We start from the raw sequence: 21,909 nt of genomic DNA, 5'->3' as shown, positions 1-21,909 counted from the left end.
TCGGCGCGGGCAGCACAAGCAGCCAGGTCGGCACGAGCAGCGGGCTCGGCACCGGCACCGGCGTCGGAGTCGGCGCGGGCGGCGGGCTCGGCGAGGTCGGCGCAAGCGGCGCGGACGGCACGAGCAGCAGGCTCGGTGGCCGGGCCTCCGGCGGGGGCGTGGTGGGGCTCGCCGGGGTGCCCGACGGTGGCGGCATCGACGCCGCGCTCGTCGCCTACGGCGACGCGCTGAGCGACGACCCCTGGCTGGAGGGCTGGCCCGTCGTCCTCTCCGGCGTCACGCCCGTCCCCGATGCCGACGGATGGCAGTTGGCGGACGAGGCGGCCGGGACCACGCTCCCCGTCGATCCGCGGTGCCTCGGCCACACCAACCTGTGGCAGCTCGCGGCGATATCGGGCGGCCGCCCCGTCACCGTCTTCGGCGAGTGCGGGCACCGCGGCATCACGCCCCTCACCACCTGGGACCCGGAACCCGTCCCGCTCGCCACGGGCACCGGCCCGACCTCGTACGGAGGCACGCGTTGACCAGCACCGCACCCGCGCCCGTATCCGCGCCCGCACCCGCGCCCGTGTCGTGGGACGACCTCGTCGCCGCCGCCCTGCTCGGTACCGAGCGCCGCACCCCGCCCGTCGCCGCGCGCCCCGGGCAGGACGCGGCGTCCGCCCTGCTGGACGCCGCCGCGCTCAGCACCGTACGGCGGCGGGCCGGGCTGCGCCCCGCCCCCGCCCGGCCGGGACCGGCCCCCGCGCCCGAGGACCCGCGCCCTCCGCTCCCGCCCGCCGCCCGCAGCCGACTGGCGATGCTGCTCGCCGACCGTTCGTCCCCTGGGCGCAGCGGGCCGCGTTCCGCCCCCGATCTGGCCGAGCTGCTGCCCCAGTGGCTCGCCCTCGCCAACCAGCACGGCTACCGCGCGCCCGACGCGCTGCTCCCCACCCTGCTCGACGCGGCCCGCGCCCGTACCGATCTGCGGCCCGAGGCGCTCGCCCTCGGCGGGCCCCGGGCGCTGTGGCTCGCCCGGCTCAACCCGGACTGGAAGTTCGCGCTGCGGGGCGGGCCCGGGCGGGGCACGGCGCCCGCGTCGGAGCCGGGCGGGACCGCCGATGTGCGGCGGCAGTGGGAGGAGGGGCTGTTCGCCGAGCGGGTGTCGCTGCTGGCGAGGACCCGTCACCGCGACCCGGCGGCCGGGCTGGCCCTGCTCGACGGCACCTGGTCCACGGAGCGCGCGGAGGACCGGCTGATGTTCCTCGACTCGCTCCGCGACGACCTCGCGCCCTCCGACGAACCTTTCCTGGAGCAGGCGCTGTCCGACCGCAGCCGGAACGTCCGGGCGACCGCCGCCGAGCTGCTGGCCGCGCTCCCCGGCTCCGCGTTCGCCGCGCGGATGGCGGAGCGGTCCGCGGCCTGCGTCTCTCTGTCTCCGGCCACGTCCCCGGCCACCGGACAGATCACCGTCGACGCACCGGCGCGGTGCGACAGCGGGATGCAGCGCGATGGCGTCGTGCCGAAGCCGCCGTCCGGCCGGGGGGAACGGTCCTGGTGGCTGAGCCAGTTGGTGGAGGCCACGCCGCTGGCCTGCTGGTCTGAGAGGTTCGGGGGGCTCGACGCGGACCGGATCGTGGCCCTGCCGGTCGCGGACGGCTGGCAGGCGGACCTGCACGCGGCCTGGTGCCGGGCGGCCGTGCGGCAGCGGAGCGCGGAATGGTCCCGCGCGCTCCTCGGTTCCCCGGGTGCGCCGCCCGTCGCGGCGGGTGAGCCCGCCGCGGCGATCTGGCGGGACCCGGCGAAGCTGCTGTCCGCGCTCCCCGCGGAGGAACGGGCGCAGTGGGTCGCCGACTTCATCGCCTCCCACGGGCTGTCCGACGCGTTCCGGCTGCTGGGGGTGTGCGCGGTGCCGTGGGCCGAACCGCTGGGCGGGGCGGTCGTGGACGCGCTGGACATCGCGCGGGACGCGGGCAGCTACCCCTGGAGCTTCAGCGGGATCATGGGCCTTGCCGAGCGCTGCCTCGACCCGGCCCAGGCGGACCGCCTGGAGGTGCTGACCGCGCTGCCGGACGAGCCGGAAGGGGCGGCGCCGGGGGCCGGGGGGTACTGGTCGGAGGCGTTTCAGCGGTTGGTGGGGACGCTGAGGTTGCGGGCGGCCATGCGGTCCGAGCTGGCAGGCACCTGACCCCCCACCCCGCCCCTCCCCGACCCCGGAGCTCCGCCCCGGACCCCCGGCCGGACGCCCAGCCGACGGGCGACGGGCCGTGCTGGCAGCAGTGGCTGGTGGCGGGCGGCCCGCGCTCGGCATTCGTCCGTGCGGGCGGAGCCAGAAGGGGGCTGCTCCGGCGCACGGGGGCCGCACGTGGGCGGGCCCGGAACTGGAGCGCGCTCCGGCACGCAGGCGGCGGGCCGCTTCCCGGGCGGCAGGCGGCCGCACGGTGGCGCCGGGGTCGGCGGGCCGGACCGGCGCCGCGTGGCGGTCGTCGGTCAGGCGGCTACGGGGCGGACGTTTTGGCGGACCCAGTCGACGATCGACGTCGTCGTCGCGCCGGGGGTGAAGATCTCCGCTACGCCTTGTTCCTTCAGCGGAGGAATGTCCGCCTCGGGGATGATGCCGCCGCCGAAGACCTTGATGTCCTCCGCCTCGCGCTCCCGCAGCAGCTCCAGCACCTTGGCGAACAGGGTCATATGCGCACCGGAGAGGATCGAGAGGCCGATCGCGTCGGCGTCCTCCTGGATCGCGGTGTCGACGATCTGCTCGGGGGTCTGGTGGAGGCCGGTGTAGATGACCTCCATGCCCGCGTCGCGCAGCGCCCGCGCGATGACCTTCGCGCCGCGATCGTGGCCGTCGAGGCCCGGTTTGGCCACCACCACACGGATCGGACCGGTCACACCCATCGCAGCCTCCAAGCCCTAGTGCGCGCATCCGCGTGAACGAACGTTATCTCCAGCTTCCCGCAAGCATCCCCTACCCAGCAGTTTCGCGATGCGCAGCGAGGGGGAAATCACACCTACACACCCAACCTCGGGCCGGCCACCAAAGGGAGCCGCAGCGGGGACCGTCGCACCGCGCAGCGCCGCCCGGCAGCCGCATGGACGGCGGCATGGCATGGGCATGGCGCCGTGGTGCGACGGCGCGGTCGGCCACGATCACGGATGCGGCAACGACAGCGGCAACGGCAACAGTCACGGCTGCCCGCTGAAGCAAGGGCACAAGGGGGCGGTCGCGTGGGCCTCGTATGCAGTCAGGGCGGACAGGACAAGCAGAGCAAGCAAGGCAGTCGGGTTCGGGCTCTCGCCTTCGATCTGGCGATCCTCGCCGGGCACCTCCTCCTCTACCCCACCGGCATCCGGCAGGAGCGTCCGCCCGCCACGCCCCCGCCCGACCTCCTGGGGCACCGCCCCGTGCTGCTCCTCCACGGCTTCATCGACAACCGCTCCGTCTTCGTCCTGCTGCGCCGCTCCCTCCTCCGGCACGGCCGACAGCATGTCGAGGCCCTCAACTACTCCCCCCTGACCTGCGACCTCCGCACCGCCGCCGCCCTGCTGGCCCGCCACGTCGAAGACGTCCTCGCCCGCACCGGCCACAGCCAGGTGGACATCGTGGGTCACAGCCTGGGCGGGCTGATCGCGCGCTACTACGTCCAGCGGCTGGGCGGCGACGTTCGGGTGCACTCCCTGGTCACACTGGGCACCCCGCACTCCGGTACCCGCATCGCGCCCTTGTTGTCCGCACATCCGCTCGTGCGTCAGATGTGCCCGGACTCCGAGGTGATAACGGAGTTGAGGCAGCCTGCCCCCGAATGCCGTACGCGTTTCGTTTCTTTCTGGAGCGATGTGGATCAGTTGATGATCCCGGCAGAAGTCGCCCGCATAGACCATCCAGATCTGATCTTTCGCAACATCCGGGTCAGCGGTGTGGGACATCTCGCCCTGCCGGTGCACTCGGCCGTCGCCGCCGGGGTCCGGGAGGCACTGGACGCGGCCCCCAATGCCACGCGGACGGACACTTCGGGCGCCTTCTCGGTCGCCTGATAGGGCCGAAAATTGCCGAACAACTGTCGAACGTGGGGCCAAGAACGGGCGCACAGTCAACCGAAAGAGGTCCAAATGCCCTTTCCCGTGCTGCCCAAAACTTCCTGAAGATTGTCGCTCCCGCGTACCGCCGGGTACAGTCGCCGCTAATTCTCCTGCAGCCGAGGCGAAAGAGAAGTTGGTGGTGAACGACCGTCACCCGTTGGGGGCAACCCCGACCGTCCCTGCTCCCGACGCCTCGTATTCCTATGACGAGGCCTACGGCCAGCAGCAGGGCACAGCGCACGGTTACGTCGGGTACGACGGGTACCCCACCGGCAGCTTCGATAACCTCGGGGCCGCGTACGGTGAGGCCGACCCCCTCTTCGGCTCCCTCCCGGGCAGCTACGGAGACGGTCAGGGCGACCCGAACGGCGGGCACAGCGGTCAGTACGACGCGACCCAGTGGAGCGGCGGCACCGCGTACGACACCGGCACCTATGACACCGGCGCCGCGTACGACACGGGCGCCTACGACACCACCGCGATGTGGGCCGCCTCCGGCTATCAGCTGCCCACCGACGTCCCCACCCAGCGGCAGGACGACACCGGCGGCCACTGGGACACCGGTGCCTGGGACGCGCACTCCCAGCAGTGGGACACGGGCGCGTACGACACCGGAACGGGCCAGTTCGATACAGGACAGGTCGATACGGGCCACTTCGACACCGGCGCGTACGACGTCGTCACGGGGCAGCACGCCGCGTACGACACCTCCGGCGTCGACACCGGGCAGACCCAGTTCTGGGATACCTCGGCCTACGCCACCGTCGACGAGTCGCAGTACAGCGAGCCGTCGTACAACGAACCGCAGTACAACGAGCTGCGGTACGACGACCCGCAGTACGACGAGCAGCAGTACGACGAGACGTACGACAGCGGAACGGCCCACTTCGAAGAGGCCGGGCAGGCCGAGCAGACCGCGGTCTTCGAAGCCGTGGCCGAGCCAGAACCCGGCCCCGACGCCGTCGCCGACGTCACGCCGCCGCCCGCCACCGCCACCACCCCCCGCTCCGGCAGCCGCTCCCGCCGCCGCTCCGCGCCCGCCCGCCCCAAGCGCTCCGCGCTCCTCACCGTCGCCGTCCCCTCCGTCTGCGCGCTCGGCGTCACCGCCGTGGCCGCCGCTTCCGTGAGCGGCATGTCCGGCGACGAGAAGAAGGACGACACGACCACGCAGGCGGCCCCCGACGTACAGCCCGTCAAGGCCTCCGTCGCCAACAGCGAGATGGACACCCGGCTCGCCGGGGTCGACGACGGCGTCAACGACTTCCGGGAGCGCGCCAGCCGTACCCAGGAGCGGATCGACCTCAAGGCACGCCAGGCCGCCGAGAAGGAGCGCAAGGCCAAGGAGGCGGCGCGCAAGGAAGCGCTGCGGCCGAAGTTCGTACTGCCGGTCAAGCAGCACGGGCTGAGCGCGGGCTTCGGCCAGGCGGGCATCAACTGGATGTCCCTGCACACCGGGATCGACTTTCCGGTCAGCCAGGGCACGCCCGTCATGGCGGCGACCGACGGCACCGTACGGACCCAGTGGAACGACGCCTACGGCAACATGGTCATATTGACCGCTCCCGACGGTACGGAGACCTGGTACTGCCATCTCAGCAGCACCAAGATCCGCTCCGGGACGGTCAAGGCCGGGGATGTCATGGCCTACTCCGGGAATTCCGGCAACTCCACCGGCCCTCATCTGCACTTCGAGGTGCACCCGGGCGGCGGGGCGGCAGTGGACCCGCAGCCGTGGCTGCGAAGCCACGGCCTCGACCCCAACTGACCGGCCCCCGACCAGCAACGCTCAGAGCTCGGCCAGCAACGCTCAGAGCTTTTCGACCGGCGCGTACCGCAGCAGCAGCCGCTTCGGCTTCTCGCCGCCGAAGTCGATCGTCGCCTCCGCGTTGTCCCCGGTGCCCTTCACCGCCACCACGGTGCCGAGCCCGAACGAGTCGTGCGTCACCCGGTCCCCGATGGCCAGGGAGACCACCGGACGGTCCTTCGCCCGCCGCGTCGCGAAACCGGACGCGGAGGACCCACCCCGCGAACGCGACGACGACAGCCCGGACGACAGCCCCGACCCGCCGCCCGACGACGCCATGGCGCCCATCGACGCCGACGGGGTCGCGGGCCCGGTGCGCCGCCACCGCACGTACTCGTCGGGGATCTCCTCCAGGAAGCGGGACGGCGGGTTGTACGCGGGCTGGCCCCAGGCGCTGCGCATCGTCGACCGGGACAGATACAGCCGCTCGCGGGCGCGGGTGATCCCGACGTACGCCAGCCGCCGCTCCTCCTCCAGCTCCTTGGTCTGGCCGAGCGCGCGCATATGCGGGAAGACCCCGTCCTCCATGCCGCTGAGGAAGACGACCGGGAACTCCAGCCCCTTGGCCGTGTGCAGCGTCATCAGCGTGATGACCCCGGCGCCCTCCTCGTCCTCGTCGGGGATCTGGTCGGAGTCGGCGACGAGCGCGACCTGCTCCAGGAACTCCGCGAGCGTGCCGGGGTTCTCCTCACCCCGGTCCTGCTCGAACTCCAGGGCCACGGAGGCCAGCTCCTGGAGGTTCTCGATGCGGGTCTCGTCCTGCGGATCGGTGGACGCCTGGAGCTCCGCCAGGTAGCCGGTGCGCTCCAGCACGGCTTCCAGGACGGTCGCCGGGCCCGCGCCCGACTCCACGATGGTCCGCAGCTCCTCCATGAGCGTGTTGAACCGCTTGACCGCGTTCGCCGAGCGGGCCGCCATGCCGTACGCCTCGTCGACGCGGCGCAGCGCCTGCGGGAAGGTGATCTTCTCGCGCGACGCGAGCGCGTCGATCATCGCCTCGGCGCGGTCGCCGATGCCGCGCTTGGGCACGTTCATGATGCGGCGCAGCGGTACGGCGTCCTCCGGGTTGGCCAGGACGCGCAGGTACGCGAGGACGTCGCGGACCTCCTTGCGCTCGTAGAAGCGGACCCCGCCGACGACCTTGTACGGCAGCCCGACCCGGATGAAGATCTCCTCGAAGACCCGGGACTGGGCGTTGGTGCGGTAGAAGATCGCGACGTCCCCGGCCCGGGCGTCCCCCGCGTCCGTCAGCCGGTCGATCTCGTCGGCGACGAACTGGGCCTCGTCGTGCTCGGTGTCGGCGACGTAGCCGGTGATGGTGGCGCCGGTACCGGCCTCGGTCCACAGGTTCTTCGGGCGGCGGTTCTCGTTGCGCTCGATGACGGCGTTGGCCGCGCTCAGGATGGTCTGGGTGGAGCGGTAGTTCTGCTCGAGCAGGATCGTCCGCGCGTCCGGATAGTCCTCCTCGAACTGGAGGATGTTACGGATCGTGGCGCCCCGGAACGCGTAGATCGACTGGTCGGCGTCGCCGACCACGCACAGCTCCCCGGCCGCCATCTCGTCCGTGCCCGTGCCCACCAGCTCGCGGACCAGCGTGTACTGAGCGTGGTTGGTGTCCTGGTACTCGTCGACCAGGACGTGCCGGAAGCGGCGGCGGTAGTGCTCGGCGACGTCCGGGAACGCCTGGAGCAGGTTGACCGTGGTCATGATGATGTCGTCGAAGTCGAAGGCGTTGGCCTCGCGCAGCCTCGACTGGTACATCACGTACGCCTCGGCGAGGGTCTTCTCGAAGCCGTCCGCCGCCTGACCGGCGAAGGTCTCCTCGTCGATCAGCTCGTTCTTCAGGTTGGAGATCTTGGCGCTGAACGACTTCGGCGGGAACTTCTTCGGGTCGAGATCGAGATCCCGGCAGACCAGCGCCATCAGCCGCTTCGAGTCGGCGGCGTCGTAGATCGAGAACGATGAGGTGAAGCCCAGCTTCTTCGACTCGCGGCGCAGGATGCGCACGCACGCGCTGTGGAACGTCATCACCCACATCGCGTTCGCCCGCGGCCCGACCAGCTCCTCGACCCGCTCCTTCATCTCCCCCGCCGCCTTGTTGGTGAAGGTGATGGCGAGGATCTGGCCGGGATGCGCATGGCGGGTGCCGAGCAGATACGCGATGCGGTGGGTGAGCACCCGGGTCTTGCCGGAACCGGCGCCCGCGACGATCAGGAGCGGCGAGCCGGTGTGCTCCACGGCCGCCCGCTGCTGCTCGTTCAGCCCCTCCAGCAGCGCCGCCGGGTCGACGGCGGGGCGGGCCGCGCCGTCCCGGTAGTACGCCTCTCTGGGCCCGCTCGGCACCGGCGCGTCGAAGGCGCCCGTGAAGAGGTGGTGCGGCACCTCTTCACCGCCGGAACCGCCCGGACCGCCCGGACCATCCGCACCGCCTGAACCACCGGCCGGGCCCGGGTGTGCGGAATCCTCGGGCGGCGGGGGCTCCTCGTCCGGAGGCCCGAGATTCGCCAGGAAGCTGTCGTCAAAGAGGCTGCTCATCGCTCACCGAGTTTAGGCGGCCGCACCGACAGCCTGCGCACAGACTACATATGGATGTCACGAAACGGTTTCGGGCATATCGGCCACCAGCCTTCACAGGAGCCCCACGAGTTGGCTACCGTCCTCCCCCAGGCGGCCCGTACACCCGTCGGCGAACCGCGCCGGCCCGGGCGGCCTCCGCCGAGTCCGTCACGCCGCGAGGCAGCCGGAGCCGGGGACCCACAACGCAAGATGGGGTGAATCGGCCCGAGCTGCGGTACGACACGTACGGCATGTACGACGTGACGTCCCGCCCGCACAAGGCCGTAGGGCAACCTTCCGTACCGCCCGAACCCGACAGCTAACCCGGTAGGCGGTCCACGGAAGGAGCGCCTCCCTTGGCGTCGCACCGCAAGCCGCGGACCCGAATACCCACCTCCTCGTCCACCGGACGCCGTACGGCCTACGGGTTCACCACCGCGGCCCTCGCCTCCGTCACCCTCCTGTCCCAGACCGCGAACGCCGCGCCGAGCGACCCGAAGCCCGGCACCACGCAGTCGATCGAGGCGGTCAAGGAGAAGGTGGACACGCTCTACCACCAGGCGGAAACCGCCACCCAGCACTACAACGCCGCCAAGGAGCACTCCGAGGAGCAGCGCACCAAGGTCAGCCGGCTGCTGGACGATGTCGCCGAGAACACGGAGAAGCTCAACGAGTCCCGCCGCACGCTCGGCACCTACGCCGCCGCCCAGTACCGCAACGGCGGTATGACGTCGAGCGCCGCGAGCCTGCTGTTCTCCAACGACCCGCAGGACCTCTTCGACCAGTCCCACCTGATGAGCCGGATGGCCGGTTCACAGAAGAAGGCCGTCGACGACTTCCAGACGCAGGCGGCGAAGGCCGCCGAGGAGCGCCGCGAGGCCTCCCGGAGCCTGGCGTCGCTGACCGAAACCCAGAAAGAGCTGAAGACCAAGAAGAAGTCCGTCCAGGACAAGCTGTCCCAGGCCCGCCAACTGCTGGCGAACCTGACCGCCAAGGAGAAGGCGCGGCTGGCCGCGATCGAGAAGAAGAAGGACGAGGAGGCGCGGCGCAAGGCGGCCGAGCTGGCCGAAAAGCAGCGGAAGGCCGCCGCCGAGCAGAAGCAGCAGGAGCAGAAGCAGGGGCAGCAGTCGAGCGCCGCTTCCGGTTCCGGTTCCTCTTCCGGTTCCGGAAGCGGCAGCGGCTCGTCCACCTCCACGAACAGCACCAAGGCCGCCAAGGCGATCGACTTCGCGGAGTCCCAGCTCGGCAAGCCGTACGTCTGGGGCGCCACCGGCCCCAACTCCTACGACTGCTCAGGGCTCACCCAGGCCGCGTGGAAGGCCGCCGGAGTCTCGCTGCCGCGCACCACATGGGACCAGGTGAAGGCCGGTACGCGCGTCTCGACCTCCGACCTCAAACCGGGTGACCTGGTCTTCTTCTTCGACGACATCAGCCACGTCGGGCTCTACATCGGCGACGGGATGATGATCCACGCGCCGAAGCCGGGAGACGTGGTGAAGAAGGCGCCGATCACCGAGATGCCGATCTACGGGAGCGTGCGGCCCGCGTAAGCCCTGTGCCTCGGTAAGAGATGCGGCTGCCCGGTACGCGATCGGGCAGCCGCTGTCCCCGGTGACCGGGTCACGTGCCCGGCTTGCGCCCGTACACGTACACGTCGTCGCCGTTCCGCAACAGGCTCCAGTACTTCTTCGCGTCGCCGGAGCGCATGTTGACGCAGCCGTGGGAGCCGGGCGGCGACCACACGCTTCCCGCGATGGAGTGGAAGGCCTGGCCGCCGTCGAAGAACTGGCTGTACGGCATGGCCACGTCGTAGATCGTCGACCAGTGGTCGATGTCCCGCCAGTAGATTTTCTTCAGCCCGGTGCGGGTCTCGTACTTGTCCCGCCCGCTGCGCACCGGCACCGGTCCGAACACCAGCCGCGAGCCGTCCTGCACCCAGCTGAGCTGGCGGGTGAGGTCGACGCAGGCGATGCGGCCCTTGTTGGTGGGGCACTTGCGCGCCGCGTTGGGGTTACGCCCCGCCGCGTTCTGCGCGTTGATCAGCTTCATGACACCCCAGGTGACGGGGCCCGCGTAGCCGATGGTCGGGCTGATGCCGTGGTTGATCTGGAACTTCTGCGTCGCGCGGCAGTCCCCCGAGGACTGCCGACCGTCGACGGGACGGCCGAGGAACCTCTCGACCTGCTTCTGATACGGACCGGTGCCCGCCGTACACGACGTCGCCGCCTGCGCCGGTGCCGTACCGAGTGCGACGGACAACGGCACCACCATGCCCGCCATACCCAACGCGACCGCCGTACGGCGCCGCCATGCCGCGAATCTTCCCTCTGCCCCCATTGCGCGCTCCCTCCGGGCTTGCCCTCGACTTGCCCTTGATGGGTAAGACAGTCGAAGGGCGCGTCGGGTTGCGCTTACAGGTGCGATTTCCCCCATTCCGCCCCTTCGCGCCCCCTGGTCGGGGGTCTGGCGGCGTGAGAAAAACTGATGGACTGTCAGGCGTCAGGTCAGGCGTCAGGTCAGGCCTCAGGTCCAGAGCACCGCGATGAAGATGTTCACCGTCGTCAGCGCGCCGACCGCGCCGAACATCGCGGGCTCCACCTTCTCCTCGTCCCGCTTCACATACACCAGCCCCAGGATCACGATCAGCAGCGCCAGCTTGACGCCGATCTTCAGCGTGTTGACGGTCTGATCGTCGGCCTGGTTCAGCCCGACCAGTACGGCACCCGTGACCAGCATGGTCAGGGCTCCGTGCAGCATCCCCGGGGTCATCCGCGCGCCGTCCCCGCGTATCGCCGAGAGCTGGGAGAGGAAGCCCCCCAGCAGGGCGGCGATGCCGACGATGTGCAGGCCGACGAACACATTGATGAGTACGTCCATGGCATCGGAGACTAGCCCCGCGCATATCACCGCCAGTCACCCGGGTGCACCCCGATCGGCACATCGGTCACAGCCGCCCCGATCCCGCCCACCTCACGACGCGCCCGTGATCAGCAGTCGCTACCGGGGGGACGAATCCGTCCACCTCCGTTCATCTCAGCGCGCCGCGCCGCCGACCCGCCTACCTTCCCCTCCAAGAAGCACCCCCGCCCCGTGTTCCCCGACGAAAGGTGAGTCGCCGCAGTGGCGCCGCAGCCCCCCACGAAGCCGAAGCAGCGGCACCGCTCGTCGCTCACCGGCACCATCCTCCGGACCACCACCGTCCGGACCGCCGCGACCCTCGTCCTCGCGGGCGCCGCCTCCGCGACCGCCCTCCCGGGGGTCGGGCACGCCGAGCCCCGCCTGACGTCCGCCCAGGTCAAGGCGAAGGTCGACGCGTATCAGCGGGAGGCGGAGGAGGCCACCGAGAAGTACGACGGCGCCCGGGCCACGACCGACAGGGCACAGCGCTCGCTCCACCGGTTACGCGACGAGGCGGGCCGCCGCACCGCCCGCCTCAACACGGCCCGTAACGCCCTCGGCGCGTTCGCCACCGCCCAGTACCGTTCCGGCACCGTCGCCCCCACCCTTCAGCTGGCCCTCTCCTCCTCCCCCGGCCAGTACCTCCAGCGCGCCTCGCTCGCCGACCGCGCGGGCGACCGCCAGGCGGCGACGATCGCGAACATCACCCGCGAGGAGCGGTCGCTGCGCCGGGTCCGGGGCGAGGCGGCCGGCCGCCTCCGTGAGCTGCGCGCCGCGCAGGCGGCCGCGGGCCGCCACAAGCACGCGATCCGGGAGAAGCTGGCCGCGGCCGACGCGCTGCTGACCAAGCTGACCCGCGCACAGCGCGACCGCCTGCGCGCACAGCAGGAAAAACAGCAGCACGCCCGCACCCCGGCAGCGCCCCGGCACAGCGCGGCCGCCCGGCCGGGCGGCCGCGCGGCCCGCGCCATCTCCTTCGCGTACGAGGCGCTCGGCAAGCCGTACGTCTGGGGCGCGACCGGGCCGTCCGGGTACGACTGCTCGGGCCTGACCCAGGCCGCCTGGCGCGCCGCCGGGGTGTCCCTGCCGCGTACGACCTACACCCAGATCAACGCGGGCCGCCGTATCTCACGCGGCGAGCTGGCCCCCGGTGACCTGGTCTTCTTCTTCTCCGGCGTCAGCCATGTCGGCATCTACATCGGCAACGGCATGATGATCCACGCCCCGCGCCCCGGCGCCCCGGTCCGGGTGGCCCCGATCGACCAGATGCCCTTCGCGGGCGCGGCCCGGCCCGCCTGAGGTCCATCCGGCCTCAAGGACCGGTTACTTGTAGGTGATGTCCCAGTGGTTGCCCTCGTTGGCGTAGACGTTGCCGGCCGAGGACCGGTACATGGGCGCGCCGTCACCCCGCCTGCCGATGTAGGCGTACTGGCGCTTGATGAAGCGGGTGACGCAGCTCGTGGGCGCGATGTCGACCTTGTAGCCCTTCCAGTGGCTGCGCGTACCCCCGGCGTGCCCGGTCTCCGTGCCCCCGGTGATGGTGACCCGGCAGCGGCTGGCCCGCTTGAAGGTGATGACGCCCTTGACGGTGCCGGAGTTGATCTTGGTGAAGGACGTGCAGTTCCGCCGGTTGCGGTCGGAACAGTTGCCGCTCGAGGTCCAGCCGATACCGGCCGCCCGCAGCTTGGTCGCCGCCTGCCGGTGCGTCAGCTTGGCGCCGCTCGCCTCCGCGGTGGCGGCGGGCAGGAGCACGGCGGTCGCCGCGGTGACGGCCACGGCGGCGGCGTAACCACGGCGTGCGAGGAGCTTGAGGGTCATACGAATTCCTTTCATCACGATGAGCGTGGTGCGGTCGCCCTGATCGTGTCGGTGCGGCCGCCGTCCCAGCCAGCGTCGGCCCGGCGGTGCGGTGGACGCGGGACGTCCCGCGCGCCGGCCTGCGGAATGGGACGACCCGGGGACGGTGTGGCGGGATGCGCGGGACGACCGTCGCGCACCCCGGGACGGGACAGTAAAACGAGAGCGAACAGGTGTCACGATTTGTGTTTGTCCTATCGCTGTCGGTAATAGTGGGGTCGCAGAGTCAACAGCCGCTGAGCACACCGGGGGTGGGGATGCCGCGCTGGAAACCGCTGCCCGAGGGGACGGACCCCAGCGTCCGCCAGCTGGTCGCGCATCTCCGCAGGCTCAAGGACCGCAGTGGGCTGAGTCTGGCCGCGCTGGAGACCAAGACCGGGTGCAGCAGATCGTCGTGGGAGCGGTACCTGAGCGGGCGCGCGCTGCCGTCGCAGCGGGCGATAGTGGCCCTGTGCGAGCTGAGCGGCACGGATCGGGCCCGGCTGCTGGCGCTCCGGGAGGTCGCGGAGACGGTCTGGGACGCGTCCACCACGGCGAACGCGCACGTGGACACGAACGCCAACGTGAACACGAACACGCATGAGGACGCGAACACGCGTGAGGACGTGGACGGCGAGGACCAGTCGAGCCCGGCAGCCGGCGGCGGGCGCGGCGCCGAGAGGCGAGGCGTCGCACGCGGGGTCTTCACGCTGGTGGTGACGGCGGCGTTCGCCGGTGCCGCCGTCACCGGGGTGCTCCTCGGCCGGGGGCCGGAGCAGGAGGCAAGGGCGGCAACCCGGCTCCCCGCGGTGCGCTGTGACGTGCGGTCGGAGCAGGGCGCAATCTACGCGGGCCACAGCCGGACCTGGAAGGAGACGGTCGGGCTCGGCTACTACGGGGAGAGGGTGGCCGAGGCGGAGTGTCTGCTCGGCCATCACGGCTACGACACCGGCCGGGTGGACGGCCTGTACGACATCGCCACCCGCGACGCCGCCCGGCGGGCGCAGCGGGACGCCGGAGTGGTGCCCGACGGGATCATCGGGCAGCGCACCTGGCCCGTGCTGCGCCGGGAGGGGTGAGCGGGACGATGCGGTGGAAGCCGTTGCCGGACACGCTCGGCCCCGAGTGCGTACGGTTCGTCACCAGGCTGCGGGAGCTGAAGGACCGCGCCGGGGTGAGCCTGGCCGCGCTGGCCGACCGGACGGCATACAGCAAGTCATCGTGGGACCGCTGGCTGAACGGCAGTACGCTGCCGCCTCGGCAGGCGGTGGAGGACCTGTGCCGGCTGGCCGGGCAACCCGCCGGGCCGATCCTCGCCCTGTGGGAGCTGGCCGACCTCACCTGGCGCGGCCGCCCGCACAGCGACGGGGCACCGGCGGGCGCCGCGCCCGCGACCGAGGCTCCACGGCGGACGGATACGCCCCGGCGACTGTCTCCGCGACGGATCGTGGACACCGGGCAACGACCTCCGCGACGGATCGTGGACACCCGGCGACGACCTCGGCGGCCGACGGAGGGCACCCGGCGGCGCTATCCCGTGCGGGCGGTGGCGGTCACCGCCGCCCTGGTCGCCGCGGTCACCCTCCCGCTCTCCTGGTGCCTGGCCGGCACCACGGGCCGACCGGCCGCGCCGCACCCCCCGGCGGCCATCGCCACCGCGCAGGCCCTCTGCACGGGCCGCGACTGCCAGGGCGAGGACCCCGCGGCGGCGTGGTGCGTCAGCGGGTCCGAGACGGTCGTCAGGAAGCGCACCTCCGAGGGCACCTGGTTCGAGGTCCGCTACCGCGAAGCGTGTGGGGCGGCGTGGGGCCGCATGTGGTTCTCCCGGCCGGGGGACCGGCTCGTCGTCACCCTGTCCGGTGAGCGGCGCAGTGTGGCCGACACCGACCCGGCAAAGGCCGGCCGCTACCACTCCACCCCCATGCTGGCCACGGACTCGCCCCGGCGCGTCACCGCCTGCTACCACCCGCGGCGGGGCGCGCACGTGTGCGTCGGCGGCTGAGGCGTAGGTGCGTCGTGCGAGGAAGCGCGGCTCAGCCGCGAAGGAACGGCAGCAGGCGGTCGAGCAGAGCCCCGGGCTCTCCTCGGGCACGTAGTGCCCGCAGCGGCTTGACCTTACCCTCAGGGGCAAGGTTTAGCGTTCATCGAGGTGAGAGACATGCGGATCGGTGAGCTGGCTCGCCAGGCCGGTGTGACGACCAAGGCCGTGCGCTACTACGAGTCGCTCGGGCTGCTGGCGCCCGCGCGGCTGGCCAACGGCTACCGGGACTACGGCGAGCACGACGTACGGCTCGCGCGGGAGATCCGGGCGCTCAGCGGCCTCGGCATCCCCGTGGAGCGCACCCGGCCGTTCCTGGACTGCCTCGCGGTCGGCCATCGGCACGCCGACGACTGCCCGGCGTCGCTGGCCGGATACCGGCAGGCGATCGACGAGCTGTCGCAGCGCATCGCGGGGCTCACGGCACGGCGGACGGCGCTGATCACGCACCTCCAGCGGGCCGCCCACCGCAACAGTCGTGTCTCACCCTCTGCCGAAGGAGAGGAATCGATGACCGACTACCTGAGCCTGCCCGCCGACCTGCCCGTCCCCCAGGACGACGGCGCGACCGCCCACCTGCCCGGCACCCAGGTACCGCCCCTGGAGCTGCGCGGCAGCGGGGACACGACGGTCCGCCTCGACGCGCTCGGCGCGGGCCGGACGGTGCTCTACGTCTACCCGCTCACCGGCCGCCCGGGCACCGACCTGCCCGAGGGGTGGGACGCGATCCCCGGCGCCCGTGGCTGCACCCCCGAGGCCTGCGGCTTCCGCGACCACTACCAGGAACTGCTGGCCGCCGGCGCGGTCCGGGTGTTCGGCCTGTCCAGCCAGGACACCGACTATCAGCGCGAGGTCGTCGAACGGCTCCACCTGCCGTTCGACATGCTCTCCGACCCGGCCCGGAGCCTGGGCCGGTCCCTGGGCCTCCCGACCTTCGAGGCCGGTGGACTGACGCTCTACAAGCGGCTGACGCTGATCATCCGCGACGGCGTGATCGAGCACGTCTTCTACCCGGTCTTCCCGCCGAACGAGCACGCCGACCAGGTGCTGGCCTGGCTGCGCGCCACCTCCCACTGACGCAGGAGCGGCCCATGTCCACCGGATTCACCGGATTCACCGGCCTGAGCGCCTTCCCCCTCACCCCGATCACCGATGACGCCATCGACGAGAGGGCGTTCGCCGCCCTCGTCCGGCGGCTCGCCGCCGCCGGGGTCGACTCGATCGGGGCGCTGGGCTCCACGGGTTCGTACGCCTACCTCAGCCGCGAGGAGCGGGCCCGCGCGGCCCGCGTCGCCGTGGAACACGCCGACGGGACCCCGGTCGTCGTGGGCATCGGCGCGCTGCGCACCCGTCACGTACTGGAGGCGGCCGAGGACGCGCAGAACGCGGGCGCGGCCGGGGTGCTGTTGGCGCCGATGTCGTATCAGCGGCTCACCGACGACGACGTGTTCGGGCTCTACGAGGACGTCTCGGCGCACCTCTCCGTCCCGCTCGTCGTCTACGACAACCCCGGCACCACCCACTTCACCTTCACCGACGAGCTGTACGCGCGGGTGGCCGCGCTGCCCCGCGTGGCGTCCGTCAAGATCCCCGGCGTCCCGGCCGACCCGCAGGCCGCCCGCGACCGCGTTCAGCGGCTACGGCAGCTCCTGCCCGACACGGTGACCGTGGGCGTGAGCGGGGACGCTTTCGCGGCGACCGGGCTGAACGCCGGGTGCGACGCCTGGTATTCGGTGATCGCGGGCACCTTCCCCGAACCGGCCCTGACGATCACCCGTGCCGCCCGGTCCGGCGCCCCCGACCGGGCCCGGGCCGAGTCCGAGCGCCTCCAGCCCCTGTGGGACCTCTTCGCCCGCCACGGCTCCCTCCGCGTAGTCGCCGCGGCAGCCGCCCACCTCGCCCTCACCCCACCCCACAACCTCCCCCGGCCCCTGCGCGGCCTGCCCCCCGAGGCCCGCACCGAGGTCGCCGAGGTACTCGACCAACTGGGGCTGAGCGCGTAGCCCCAGCCAATCGCCCCCGGACGCGGGCTCGTCGGAGATACCGGCACCCGGCCGAGCCCGCCGCCCTCTCGCTAATCAGCCGTCCCAGGTTCCACTACCCAGCGTGAGGGATAGCCGGTGATGGCCTCGATCTGGTCGTAGTCCCCGTCGTAGTGGAGGACGGTCGCCCCATGCCGCTGGGCCGTGGCGGCGGTGAGAAGGTCGGCCATCGAGAGGGCCCGATGATTCCCCTTGGCGATGGCCTGGCGCTGGATGTCGAGTGCGGCATCCCAGACCTCGTCGGGGCATGACAGGTAGTCGAAGCCTGTCAGCCAGCGCCGTAGCTGGTCGGCTTCGTTCGCGTTGCGGGCGGAGTAAAGGATCTCGACCTCTACGGCTCCGGTCACGCAGAGCAGCCCCCGCTCGTGCAAGGGATTCAATGCCTCCCGGACGGCCGGTCTGGTATGTCGAGCGAGGGCGGACTTGTCGATGAGGTAGCGAGGGCTCACGCAGCCGCCTGGTCATGCGGCCCGGATGACGTGTCGCCGCGAGCGTCATAGGTCAGGTCGATCTCTCCGCTGTCGATCGCGTCAAAGAACTCCTGCCTCCGCAGCCGCTTCACCACCTCAAGGAGGGCAGCGTTCACTGTCCCCACCTTGGTGCTGGTGCCGAGAGCCTTCTGCGCCTCGGCCAACAGGTCATCGTCCAGATCAATCACCGTGCGGGCCATGTCGGCCTCCTCCTGTTCCCGGGGCGCCTACACCCCGATGATATCGAATCGAGCACCCACGAGATATCACTGCGGGCCGGGGTCGCCGCGGTGCTCGACCAGCTGGGGCTGAGCACGTAGCGCGGGCAGCCCCGGCTCAGGACGCGTAGTCCTTGAATTCCTCCGTCTCCAAGGTGATCCCGACCGGGGCGGGGATGTCGATCACAGCGCCGTACGGACGCGTCGCGAGGCTCCGGTACTTCCCGTCTTCCGGCTCGCAGTGGACGGTGACCGTGCAGTCGTCCCGGTCGATGAGCAAGTAGACCGGGAGGTCGGCGGCGGCGTAACCGTCACGCTTGAGCCCGCGGAGACTTCGGTCGACTTCTGGGTCGCGGGTGGTGACCTCGACGGCCATCAGCATGCCCTCCGGGTCGGACCACTCTCCGTGCCCCACGATGTGCCGGCGCGGCGCGAGGACCGCGTCGGCACGCACCCTGCCTTCACGACGCGCCTCAGCCTTCAGCCCCCGGTAGGGGTACAGCGACAGTTCGGGCCGTTTTTTGAGGAAGAGCCTCACGAGCCACATGACGATCTCCGCGCGATTTCCGTCCTGGGCAGGCTTTACCTCCAGCTTCCCGTTGATGAACTCCAGCCAGACCGTCTCCGGCGCGACACGGGCCAGCTCTTCGAACTCATCGACCAGCATCTGGGGGCGGCGCGGGGGCACGGTTTTCGGCATGGGGTCAGCCTTCGTGCGTACGGACATCGGATCGGATCGCCGCCGCGCGACGGCGGACCTCGGTCGGCGACAAGCTGCCCGGCGGCGGCAGTTCCGGCTCGCCTCGGCAGGGGCGGCAGAGGCCGCCGGGGAGGGCTGCGGGCGGGCCGGGGCGGCCGCAGTCGGTGCACTCCAGGAGGCGGCTGATGGTGATCTCCGCACGCGGCTCCGGTACGGGCTCCGGCGGCAGCTTGGCCTCCAGCCGGGTCCGGGCCAGCGCGGCCGGGCTGTGCACCGGCACCGGCAGGCCGGACGTCAGCGCCTGGACGAGGCGGGCGGGGTCGGCGTCGCGGGCCAGCCAGACCGCGGCGAGGGGTTCGAGGCGGGCGCAGTCGGCGGCCGAGAGGGTCATCCGGGGATCTGTACGCCCCAGGGACGCGAGGACGGTGTACGCGGGGGTCCTGGCGGGGGCGGCAGGCCCGGCTGCGGGCCTGGGTGCGGGTGCGGGCTCTGGCGCGTCGTCGCCGCGTACGAACGCCTCCCACCACGCCTCCCCGCGTGCCGTCCGCGAGAAGAACGTACGGGTCACCCAGCGCGCCCCGTCCTCCGCGACGATGTGCTCGCGGACGCGCCGCAGATGACCGGCCTCCGACAGCCGCCGCAGGGCCGTCGCGCAGGCCATCTGGCCGTAGTCGGGGAGGCACTTGGCGAGCGTCTTGGCGTCCATCGCGGCACCGTCCGGCAACCGGTCGATGTACGCGGCGACGACCGCCTCACGCCTGGGCAGATGTGCGAAGTCATCGGCACGACGCGGGGATTGGCGGGGTGCGCTCCGCTTGCCGTAACCGGCGTTGGCCAGGGGGTGTGCGGGCGCGTGCGGGGCAACGCTAAAGTCGGCTAAAGCCATGAGATCGAGTCTCTTTCGATCTTGTAGGTCAGGCCCCGGATTTGGTGTTGGCGCACCGCCGGGGCCGTTTGCTTGTTGTCGCGAACGCTAGACCGATGCCACCGTACGTGGCAACCCGGTCACATTATGTGCGCGGTAAGGGGGAGGGTGGGTGGGTTCAAACACCCACCCGTTCCTTGGAAAGAGCGCTCAGGCCTCGGCGCCCGAAGCTCAACCCGCTCCATCCATGTGCCGACGCACCGTTCCTTAGATAAATGCGCACAGGTCTCAGCGGCCGGGACCCGACGCCTCCTACGATGGCGTATGACCACACATGGTCAGCTGATTGCCGCAGATTGACGATCGGGGCGCTGAAGATGTCAGGAACAGACTGGATGTCATCGAGGTCGGAGTTCGCCCAGCCTCCGGTCGACCTCCGCACCGACATACCGCACTCCGCCCGCGTCTACGACTACCTCATGGGCGGCAAGACCAACTATCCGCCGGACCGCGCCGCCGGGGACGCCTCCGCGCGGGCCTGGCCCAGCCTGCCGACGTCCATGAAGCAGGCCCGCAACTTCATGCACCGGTCGGTCCGCGACCTGGTGCGGGAGCACGGCATACGCCAGTTCCTGGACATCGGCACCGGCATCCCGACCTCTCCGAACCTCCATGAGGTCGCGCAGGAAATCACCCCCGACGCGCGGGTCGTGTACGTCGACAACGACCCCATCGTCCTCACCCACGCCCGTCACCTGATGACGAGCACCCCGGAGGGACGGACCGAGTACATCGACGCGGACATCCGCGACCTCGACTCCATCCTCGGAGCGGACCAGCTGGGCAACACGCTGGACCTCAAGCAGCCGGTCGCGCTGTCCCTCATCTCGATCGTGCACTTCGTCATGGACGAGGACGATCCGCAGGGCCTGGTGCGGCAGTTGATGGACGAGCTGGCGCCGGGCAGCGCGCTGGCCATGACCATCTTCACCGGCGACACGGCCCCCGAGGAGGTCGCGGGGGTCGGCCGCGAGTACAACGAGCGCGGTATCCCCCTCCAGATCAGGGACAAGGCCGAGGCCGAGCGGTTCTTCGACGGCCTGGAACTGATCGACCCCGGCGTGACCCTGCTCCATCACTGGCGCCCGGACGCCGCCACGGAGGGGGTCCGGGACGAGGAGGTCGCGATGTACGGAGGCGTGGCGCTCAAGCGGGGCTGACGGCGGCGAACGCTATGAACTCCGCCCAGGCGTCCGGGGCCAAGGCCAGCTGGGGGCCGGCTTTGAGCTTCGAGTCCCGGACGTGGATGGTGCGGGGGCAGGTGGCGACCTCGACGCACTCGCCCCCCTCGCTATTGCTGTAGCTGGACTTGGCCCAGGGTGCGGCGACCTCGACGCAGTTGCCGCCTTCGCTATTGCTGTAGCTGGACTTACGCCAGGACAGGGCGACCTCGACGCAGTTGCCACCGCCAGTGTCGCTGTAGCTGGACTTGAACCATGCAAGCTCGGTGCTCATAGCTCCTCCGCCAACTTTCTGATGAAGTTTGCCGACGCCTCGGGGCTGAGGGCCTGCCGGAGGATCATGGCATGGCGCTGGTTGATGATGCTGACCTTGGGCGGGTCGGCATACAGCACGCCCGTGGTCTGCCCCTCCTCGTACACGAGATGCTCGTGCTCCGGCGTCTCCAGCAGCACGAAGGGCCCCAGCAGCCCTGGGTGTGTCCCGCCGAACGGCACGACCTGGATCGTCACGTTGCGCCGCTTACCCACCTCCAGCAAGTGGTGCAACTGCCGTACATGCATCTCCTTGTCGCCGATCGGGAAGCGCAGAGCGGCCTCGCCGATCAAGAAGTTGAACGCCCTGGTCTGCTTGTCCAGCAGAGCTTGACGCTCCAGCCGCGCCGTGACCCGTGCATCGATGGTTTCGTCATCCAGCGGCGGACAGTGGTCGCCGATCAGGGCCTCGGCATACTCCTTCGTCTGAAGCAGTCCCGGGATGACCAGGGACTCGAAGCCATTGAGGACGATCGCCTCGGCCTCGTACCGGATGAAGTCTTCCGAATACGACGCGAACTTGTCCGGCTTCAGGTACTCCTGACCAGCCAACAACAGCCCCCGCGCCCCGAACATCTGGTCCGCGACCTGGAGCAGCCGCAGCGCGGGCTTACGGCGCCCCTGCTCCATGGACTTGATGGTCTCGTACTCGTAATTGGCCTCTTTGCCCAGCGCCTCGCGGCTGATCCCGGCCTGCATGCGCCACAGTTTGATCTGGTTTCCGCAGTACCGCCAGGACATCGGCGTCTGCGAACCACCCTCCATCACACTCATCGCGCCCTCTCTCCCTGAGGCACTTGCGGTACGCATACGCTGCGTACCGACGTCGTTACTGCGGCACGGTACGCCTGACCAGCAGCATTCCGG

21 protein-coding genes and 1 riboswitch are annotated in these 21,909 nt (G+C 71.0%); of the genes, 10 read left to right on the top strand and 11 right to left on the bottom strand.

The annotated features are described in order from the left end of the window. Window positions 1–520: 520 nt before the first annotated feature. Entirely contained in the window at window positions 521–2,167 is a 1,647-nt protein-coding gene (locus tag ABZ370_RS02495) for a DUF5691 domain-containing protein (RefSeq protein WP_358615298.1), read from the top strand. Window positions 2,168–2,469: 302 nt separating this feature from the next. Here ABZ370_RS02495 and ABZ370_RS02490 read toward each other — a convergent pair whose 3' ends face one another. Then, complete coding sequence (locus ABZ370_RS02490) at window positions 2,470–2,880, bottom strand: cobalamin B12-binding domain-containing protein (RefSeq protein WP_063734934.1); 411 nt, start codon at window positions 2,878–2,880, stop codon at window positions 2,470–2,472. Window positions 2,881–3,210: 330 nt separating this feature from the next. Between ABZ370_RS02490 and ABZ370_RS02485 the strand changes: the two genes are divergently transcribed. Together ABZ370_RS02485 and ABZ370_RS02480 are read left to right on the top strand one after the other, a co-directional pair. After that, window positions 3,211–4,017, top strand: a complete 807-nt coding sequence (locus ABZ370_RS02485; RefSeq protein ID WP_358615296.1) for an alpha/beta fold hydrolase — start codon at window positions 3,211–3,213, stop codon at window positions 4,015–4,017. Window positions 4,018–4,201: 184 nt separating this feature from the next. Then, window positions 4,202–5,827, top strand: a complete 1,626-nt coding sequence (locus ABZ370_RS02480; protein WP_358615294.1) for a M23 family metallopeptidase — start codon at window positions 4,202–4,204, stop codon at window positions 5,825–5,827. 42 nt (window positions 5,828–5,869) lie between these two features. On the opposite strand, the gene pcrA is transcribed toward ABZ370_RS02480, so the two are convergent. Next, window positions 5,870–8,401 carry a DNA helicase PcrA gene (pcrA, locus tag ABZ370_RS02475; RefSeq protein ID WP_358615292.1) on the bottom strand — a complete coding sequence of 844 codons (2,532 nt, stop codon included), beginning with the start codon at window positions 8,399–8,401 and terminating at the stop codon, window positions 5,870–5,872. A 168-nt stretch (window positions 8,402–8,569) separates the two neighbouring features. Continuing rightward, window positions 8,570–8,772: riboswitch (cyclic di-AMP (ydaO/yuaA leader) on the top strand. A gap of 6 nt (window positions 8,773–8,778) precedes the next feature. Between pcrA and ABZ370_RS02470 the strand changes: the two genes are divergently transcribed. Beyond that, the gene (locus tag ABZ370_RS02470; protein ID WP_358615290.1) at window positions 8,779–9,972 is read left to right on the top strand and encodes an NlpC/P60 family protein; all 1,194 of its coding nucleotides are present in this window, start codon (window positions 8,779–8,781) and stop codon (window positions 9,970–9,972) included. Between the two features lie 70 nt (window positions 9,973–10,042). On the opposite strand, the gene ABZ370_RS02465 is transcribed toward ABZ370_RS02470, so the two are convergent. Both ABZ370_RS02465 and ABZ370_RS02460 read right to left on the bottom strand, forming a co-directional pair. Continuing rightward, entirely contained in the window at window positions 10,043–10,759 is a 717-nt protein-coding gene (locus tag ABZ370_RS02465; protein WP_358615288.1) for a L,D-transpeptidase, read from the bottom strand. Between the two features lie 186 nt (window positions 10,760–10,945). After that, window positions 10,946–11,299: a hypothetical protein gene (locus ABZ370_RS02460; RefSeq protein WP_358615286.1), complete on the bottom strand. Its 354-nt coding sequence runs from the start codon at window positions 11,297–11,299 to the stop codon at window positions 10,946–10,948. Window positions 11,300–11,602: 303 nt separating this feature from the next. Here ABZ370_RS02460 and ABZ370_RS02455 point away from each other — a divergent pair, with 303 nt between their 5' ends. Then, window positions 11,603–12,619, top strand: a complete 1,017-nt coding sequence (locus ABZ370_RS02455; RefSeq protein WP_358616048.1) for an NlpC/P60 family protein — start codon at window positions 11,603–11,605, stop codon at window positions 12,617–12,619. 24 nt (window positions 12,620–12,643) lie between these two features. Here ABZ370_RS02455 and ABZ370_RS02450 read toward each other — a convergent pair whose 3' ends face one another. Continuing rightward, window positions 12,644–13,138 carry a hypothetical protein gene (locus ABZ370_RS02450; protein ID WP_358615284.1) on the bottom strand — a complete coding sequence of 165 codons (495 nt, stop codon included), beginning with the start codon at window positions 13,136–13,138 and terminating at the stop codon, window positions 12,644–12,646. Between the two features lie 296 nt (window positions 13,139–13,434). Here ABZ370_RS02450 and ABZ370_RS02445 point away from each other — a divergent pair, with 296 nt between their 5' ends. From ABZ370_RS02445 to ABZ370_RS02430, 4 genes are all read left to right on the top strand, one after another. Then, window positions 13,435–14,235 (top strand): helix-turn-helix domain-containing protein, encoded by an 801-nt coding sequence (locus ABZ370_RS02445; protein WP_358615282.1) that lies wholly within the window; start codon window positions 13,435–13,437, stop codon window positions 14,233–14,235. 8 nt (window positions 14,236–14,243) lie between these two features. Beyond that, entirely contained in the window at window positions 14,244–15,158 is a 915-nt protein-coding gene (locus ABZ370_RS02440) for a DUF2690 domain-containing protein (RefSeq protein WP_358615280.1), read from the top strand. A 156-nt stretch (window positions 15,159–15,314) separates the two neighbouring features. After that, complete coding sequence (locus ABZ370_RS02435; RefSeq protein WP_358615278.1) at window positions 15,315–16,271, top strand: redoxin family protein; 957 nt, start codon at window positions 15,315–15,317, stop codon at window positions 16,269–16,271. A 14-nt stretch (window positions 16,272–16,285) separates the two neighbouring features. Further along, on the top strand, window positions 16,286–17,197 hold the full coding sequence (locus ABZ370_RS02430; RefSeq protein WP_358615276.1) for a dihydrodipicolinate synthase family protein: 912 nt from the start codon (window positions 16,286–16,288) through the stop codon (window positions 17,195–17,197). A 71-nt stretch (window positions 17,198–17,268) separates the two neighbouring features. Here ABZ370_RS02430 and ABZ370_RS02425 read toward each other — a convergent pair whose 3' ends face one another. The 4 genes from ABZ370_RS02425 to ABZ370_RS02410 all read right to left on the bottom strand — a co-directional run bounded on the left by ABZ370_RS02425 (window position 17,269) and on the right by ABZ370_RS02410 (window position 19,510). Next, on the bottom strand, window positions 17,269–17,685 hold the full coding sequence (locus tag ABZ370_RS02425; RefSeq protein WP_358615274.1) for a PIN domain nuclease: 417 nt from the start codon (window positions 17,683–17,685) through the stop codon (window positions 17,269–17,271). Then, complete coding sequence (locus ABZ370_RS02420; RefSeq protein WP_358615272.1) at window positions 17,682–17,906, bottom strand: type II toxin-antitoxin system VapB family antitoxin; 225 nt, start codon at window positions 17,904–17,906, stop codon at window positions 17,682–17,684. The genes ABZ370_RS02425 and ABZ370_RS02420 overlap by 4 nt, the downstream gene beginning before the upstream one ends. A 136-nt stretch (window positions 17,907–18,042) precedes the next feature. Continuing rightward, a complete protein-coding gene (locus ABZ370_RS02415; protein WP_358615270.1) occupies window positions 18,043–18,591 on the bottom strand; it encodes a Uma2 family endonuclease in 549 nt (182 codons plus the stop codon). 37 nt (window positions 18,592–18,628) lie between these two features. After that, on the bottom strand, window positions 18,629–19,510 hold the full coding sequence (locus ABZ370_RS02410) for a hypothetical protein (RefSeq protein WP_358615268.1): 882 nt from the start codon (window positions 19,508–19,510) through the stop codon (window positions 18,629–18,631). 374 nt (window positions 19,511–19,884) lie between these two features. Between ABZ370_RS02410 and ABZ370_RS02405 the strand changes: the two genes are divergently transcribed. Beyond that, complete coding sequence (locus ABZ370_RS02405) at window positions 19,885–20,709, top strand: SAM-dependent methyltransferase (RefSeq protein WP_358615266.1); 825 nt, start codon at window positions 19,885–19,887, stop codon at window positions 20,707–20,709. On the opposite strand, the gene ABZ370_RS02400 is transcribed toward ABZ370_RS02405, so the two are convergent. Then, window positions 20,696–21,004: a DUF397 domain-containing protein gene (locus ABZ370_RS02400; protein WP_358615264.1), complete on the bottom strand. Its 309-nt coding sequence runs from the start codon at window positions 21,002–21,004 to the stop codon at window positions 20,696–20,698. The two genes, ABZ370_RS02405 and ABZ370_RS02400, sit on opposite strands and share 14 nt — an antisense overlap. Next, on the bottom strand, window positions 21,001–21,816 hold the full coding sequence (locus ABZ370_RS02395) for a helix-turn-helix transcriptional regulator (protein ID WP_358615262.1): 816 nt from the start codon (window positions 21,814–21,816) through the stop codon (window positions 21,001–21,003). The genes ABZ370_RS02400 and ABZ370_RS02395 overlap by 4 nt, the downstream gene beginning before the upstream one ends. Window positions 21,817–21,909: the final 93 nt, after the last annotated feature.

This window comes from Streptomyces sp. NPDC005962, assembly GCF_040629205.1.
Lineage (GTDB): Bacteria > Actinomycetota > Actinomycetes > Streptomycetales > Streptomycetaceae > Streptomyces.
Note: the sequence above shows the minus strand (reverse complement) of the source record. Positions and strands in the feature narration are given on the sequence as shown.

Excerpts from the sequence above, each read along its gene's own strand:
- ABZ370_RS02405 (WP_358615266.1), top strand. The coding sequence starts at position 19,885 with ATGTCATCGAGGTCGGAGTTCGCCCAGCCTCCGGTCGACCTCCGCACC.
- ABZ370_RS02450 (WP_358615284.1), bottom strand. The coding sequence starts at position 13,138 with ATGACCCTCAAGCTCCTCGCACGCCGTGGTTACGCCGCCGCCGTGGCC.
- ABZ370_RS02435 (WP_358615278.1), top strand. The coding sequence starts at position 15,315 with ATGCGGATCGGTGAGCTGGCTCGCCAGGCCGGTGTGACGACCAAGGCC.
- ABZ370_RS02415 (WP_358615270.1), bottom strand. The coding sequence starts at position 18,591 with ATGCTGGTCGATGAGTTCGAAGAGCTGGCCCGTGTCGCGCCGGAGACG.
- pcrA (WP_358615292.1), bottom strand. The coding sequence starts at position 8,401 with ATGAGCAGCCTCTTTGACGACAGCTTCCTGGCGAATCTCGGGCCTCCG.
- ABZ370_RS02420 (WP_358615272.1), bottom strand. The coding sequence starts at position 17,906 with ATGGCCCGCACGGTGATTGATCTGGACGATGACCTGTTGGCCGAGGCG.
- ABZ370_RS02430 (WP_358615276.1), top strand. The coding sequence starts at position 16,286 with ATGTCCACCGGATTCACCGGATTCACCGGCCTGAGCGCCTTCCCCCTC.
- ABZ370_RS02440 (WP_358615280.1), top strand. The coding sequence starts at position 14,244 with ATGCGGTGGAAGCCGTTGCCGGACACGCTCGGCCCCGAGTGCGTACGG.
- ABZ370_RS02410 (WP_358615268.1), bottom strand. The coding sequence starts at position 19,510 with ATGGCTTTAGCCGACTTTAGCGTTGCCCCGCACGCGCCCGCACACCCC.
- ABZ370_RS02400 (WP_358615264.1), bottom strand. The coding sequence starts at position 21,004 with ATGAGCACCGAGCTTGCATGGTTCAAGTCCAGCTACAGCGACACTGGC.
- ABZ370_RS02460 (WP_358615286.1), bottom strand. The coding sequence starts at position 11,299 with ATGGACGTACTCATCAATGTGTTCGTCGGCCTGCACATCGTCGGCATC.
- ABZ370_RS02395 (WP_358615262.1), bottom strand. The coding sequence starts at position 21,816 with ATGAGTGTGATGGAGGGTGGTTCGCAGACGCCGATGTCCTGGCGGTAC.
- ABZ370_RS02445 (WP_358615282.1), top strand. The coding sequence starts at position 13,435 with ATGCCGCGCTGGAAACCGCTGCCCGAGGGGACGGACCCCAGCGTCCGC.
- ABZ370_RS02465 (WP_358615288.1), bottom strand. The coding sequence starts at position 10,759 with ATGGGGGCAGAGGGAAGATTCGCGGCATGGCGGCGCCGTACGGCGGTC.
- ABZ370_RS02490 (WP_063734934.1), bottom strand. The coding sequence starts at position 2,880 with ATGGGTGTGACCGGTCCGATCCGTGTGGTGGTGGCCAAACCGGGCCTC.